This is a genomic window from Arthrobacter sp. 05L45_2 (assembly GCF_056397525.1).
Genome location: NZ_JBFTNO010000252.1, coordinates 1 through 3,668 on the forward strand (window position 1 = coordinate 1; position 3,668 = coordinate 3,668).

The 3,668-nt window shown below is 69.5% G+C and carries 4 protein-coding genes and 1 pseudogene; 3 read left to right on the top strand and 2 right to left on the bottom strand.

Annotated features, from left to right (window positions below):
- Nucleotides 1–334 (top strand): asparaginase (locus AC1DHD_RS14885; protein WP_476880460.1); only part of this gene is annotated, 334 nt, incomplete at its 5' end.
- A 4-nt stretch (nt 335–338) separates the two neighbouring features.
- Nucleotides 339–737, top strand: coding sequence for a sterol carrier family protein (locus AC1DHD_RS14890; RefSeq protein ID WP_476880461.1), 399 nt, complete (start codon nt 339–341; stop codon nt 735–737).
- Nucleotides 738–829: 92 nt separating this feature from the next.
- Here AC1DHD_RS14890 and AC1DHD_RS14895 read toward each other — a convergent pair.
- Both AC1DHD_RS14895 and AC1DHD_RS14900 read right to left on the bottom strand, forming a co-directional pair.
- Nucleotides 830–1,589, bottom strand: a pseudogene (locus AC1DHD_RS14895) (SDR family oxidoreductase).
- Nucleotides 1,590–1,702: 113 nt separating this feature from the next.
- Nucleotides 1,703–2,887, bottom strand: coding sequence for an IS30 family transposase (locus AC1DHD_RS14900; protein ID WP_476880462.1), 1,185 nt, complete (start codon nt 2,885–2,887; stop codon nt 1,703–1,705).
- A gap of 118 nt (nt 2,888–3,005) precedes the next feature.
- On the opposite strand from AC1DHD_RS14900, the gene AC1DHD_RS14905 reads away from it, so the two are divergent.
- A partial coding sequence (locus tag AC1DHD_RS14905; protein ID WP_476880463.1) for a CHAD domain-containing protein occupies nt 3,006–3,668 on the top strand: 663 nt, incomplete at its 3' end.

Below are 3,668 nucleotides of genomic sequence, written 5' to 3' on the forward strand. Positions count from 1 at the left end.
ATGCTGGACTATGCTGGACTATCCGTGGGCGGTCCAGGGCCGGGGCCAGGCGAATACGGTCGTGATGGACGAGCTCGGGATCCTCGCCAAGATCGGCGCGGAGGGGGTCCTGGTCATGGCCACCCCGCAGGGTGTCTCCGTGGCGATCAAGGTCCTCGACGGCAACATCCGCGCCACCACGCTGGTGGGCCTGACCCTCCTGGCGGCCGCGGGCGCCGTGGATATTCCGGGGGTCTCCAGCGTGCTGGAAAAGGTGGTTGAGCCGGTCCTGGGCGGCGGCCACCCCGTGGGCAAGATACGCCTCGGCCACGCCGTCTCGGCGCTGCTGGACTAGGGCGGTGGCTGTTTCACGGCGCCGGATCCCGGTGGACGAGGGCCGGGCGGCGCTGGCCGCGTGGCGGGATTCCGGCACGGACCAGGCAGCGACCGGCGGCGAGCCGTCAGCCGCCCCGGTGCCCCGCGCCACGATCGCAACGGCCGTGCGCTACTCGCTCGAGGAAGTCACTGCCCGCGCTCCCGGCAACTCCGTGGAGGTCCGCGTCCCGCCGTTCGGCGTGACCCAGTGTGTGGAGGGTCCCCGGCACACCCGGGGTACTCCCCCGAACGTCATCGAGTGCGACGCCGCCACCTGGCTCGCCATGGTCACGGGCCGGCTCAGCTGGGCGGACGCTGTCGCAGCCGGGAAGGTGGCCGCGTCCGGGCTCCGGGCCGACCTGTCCAGGCTGCTGCCGCTCTAACCGCTCACCAGCCCCGCCGGCCCGGAGGCCTTTCCCGTTAACCCCGCGTCCGACGTCGTCCGAGTCCGACGCCGTCCGGGGACAGCCACTACTTAGCCACGCCCGATAAACGGCATCCCGGCGGCGGTGATGACAAGCGAGCCTACGGTGGCGGAGGCGGGCAGGCCGGCCATCAGCAGTACGGCGCGCTGCGTCCTCCACGGGGAACGTGGGCTCCGTGCGGCGGGTTCCGTCGGCCTGCAGGGCTCCGTCGCCGACGCCGATCTGGTCCATCAGTTCCGTGGCCGCGTTGCCGATGTCGATCTGGCCGCAGCTGATGCCAAAGCCGCGGCCGTCCAGGTCAATGCTCTTGGTCAGCCCGGTGATGGCGTGCTTCGTGACCGTGTACGCCACAGTGCGCGGCCGCGGGGAGTGCGCCGAGACGGAGCCATTGTTGATGATCCGGCCGCCCTGCGGGGTCTGGGCCTTCATGGCCCGGACCGCGGCGGCGGCGCACAGCAGGGAGCCGGTCAGGTTGACGGCGGCGGTGGCTTCCCAGTCCGCGACCGTGAGTTCATCCACCGACGCCGCCGGGCCGAACACCCCGGCGTTGTTGAACAACACATCCACCCTCCCCCAGTGACCGACCACCTTGGCAAAGAGGCGTTCGACGTCGTCGGGCCGGGTGACGTCGCAGGGCACCACGAAGGCCTGCGCGTGGCCGGCGCCGGTTTCCTGCAGGGGTTCTTCCCGGCGGCCGGCGAGGACCACACGGTAGCCGTCGGCCAGCATAAGCCGCGCCACCGCCCGGCCGATCCCGGACCCCGCCCCGGTGACGACGGCTACCCTGCCGGGCTGGTGCTGGTGTGTCATGGGGTGCTCCTGGGGTGGCGGGCGGGTGTCCGGTCCCGGTCAGCCTATGCCGAGTGTGCACTTCGCGGCAGTGTGCGTCGGGCAAAGTCAACTGGTCGGAGCAACGCGGGTGGTTATGCCGCTTGCAGCAGCTGGTTCAGCCGGTTGGCCGGGGTCTCGAGGTTCAGGGTAGGCCGGGGCCTGCGGTTCAGCTTCGCAGCGACCTGGCGGAGGTCCTCGGGGGTGTGGACGGAGAGGTTCGAGCCTTTCTCGAACCAGAACCGCAGGAGCCGGTTGGTGTTCTCGTTGGTCCCGCGCTGCCAGGGCGAGTGCGGGTCGCAGAAGTAAAGCGTGGTCTCGAGAGCTGTTTGGATCCGGACGTAGTCSGCCAGTTCCGTTCCGCGGTCCCATGTGATCGAGCGGCGGAGGTGCTCCGGGAGCTGGGCCATCTCCCGGATCATCGCGGCCGCGACCGTCTCGGCGGTGTGGTCCCCGGGGAGGTGGAGGAGGATCGTGAACCTGGTTGAGCGCTCCACGAGCGTGCCGATCGCGGTCCCGTCGCAGCCGATAATCAGGTCTCCCTCCCAATGCCCGGGCACGGCCCGGTCCTGGACTTCGGCCGGGCGGTCACTGATCTTGAACGCTTCCTTGTAGGGGCTGTTCTTCGTCCGGTCCGCGGCATGGGGAACACGCTGTTTCCGCTTCAGGCTCAGCTTCCCGGCCAGGTCTGCCCGCAGGGAGCCGCGGGATTGAACGTATATCGCCTGGTAGATCGTCTCGTGGCTCACCTGCATAGTCTGATCGTCGCCGAAGTGGAAGGCCAACATCTCCGAGATCAGTTTCGGGCTCCACCCGTCATCCATCCACACCCCGATCAGCCGGCACAGCGCCTCGTCCTCGACCAGCTTCAACCGTTTAGGCCGGCGCCGGGACTGATGCGCTTTGGCGTGAGCGATCGAGGCGAAATACTCGCCGCCCTCAACGGTATTCCGGTGCACCTCCCGCCACACCACGGACCTGTCCCGCCCGATCAGTTCGCCGATTTTGGCGAAACTCATTCCACTGCGCCGGCCCATCTGGATCATCCCCCGCTCGGCAAGGCCCAGCGCCCGGCCAGGACCTTCCGCCGTGGGCGCCGGGTCAGCGAGGCCGCCCACAGCACCCATGCTCACAGTCATCATCTGGCCAGACTGAGCCCACCAGTTCCGCCCGGATTGACGCGCCGCGCCGACACGCCGGGCAGCAGCCAGAACCGACATCCCGCCGCACACCAAATCAAAGAACTCAGTCCGGGAATCCAAGGAAGATACGTTGCCCATCAAACGCTCCATCTTTCAGAGCGTTGCAACGACCCTATGACTTTGCGTCGCAAACATTGCCGCGAAGTGCCAACTTGTGGCACCGGCGGGGCCTTGCGTCCGCGTCGTAGAGTGAAGCGTGGCTACCACTGCGGGCGAGGTCCTGCTGGCCTACCTCGGCCAGCAGCTGGCTGAGCTGCGCCAGCACGCTCCCGGTGTCCGGGCCGAGCAGCCCGAGGCGGTGCACCAGATGCGGGTGGCGGCGCGCCGGCTCCGTTCGCTTCTCGCCTCAGGCCGGCCGCTGCTGGATGACAGCGAGGTGCAACCGCTCCGCGCCGAACTCCGCTGGCTCTCCGGGACACTCGGGGCGGCCCGCGATCCGGGGGTCGTCCACGAACGGCTGTCCGCCCTGCTCGCGGACGAACCCGAGGACCTGCGCTTCGGCCCGGCCGCCCTCAGGATCGATGAGGAACTCGATGCCCTGACGGCCGCCGGATTCGCCGCGGCCCTTGAGGCAGTGGCCGGGGAGCGCTACGCCCGGCTGCTCGCGGACCTGGACCGGTTCGTGGCTTCGGCGGCGCTAAGCCCGAAAGCGGCCGCGGACCCCGGGAAAAGGTTCGCAAAGCTCGCAAACCGTGACCGGCGGCGGCTGCGGCGCACGGTCCAGGACCTTCCGGTCAGGGACCTTGCGGTGGAGGACCCTTCGGTCAAAGACGTTAGGGTCGGGACCGGCGGAGACGACGACGGCGGCGCGCCGGATGGGCCCCCGGGCCCCGGGGCGGCCCGAGATGCGGCGCTGCAT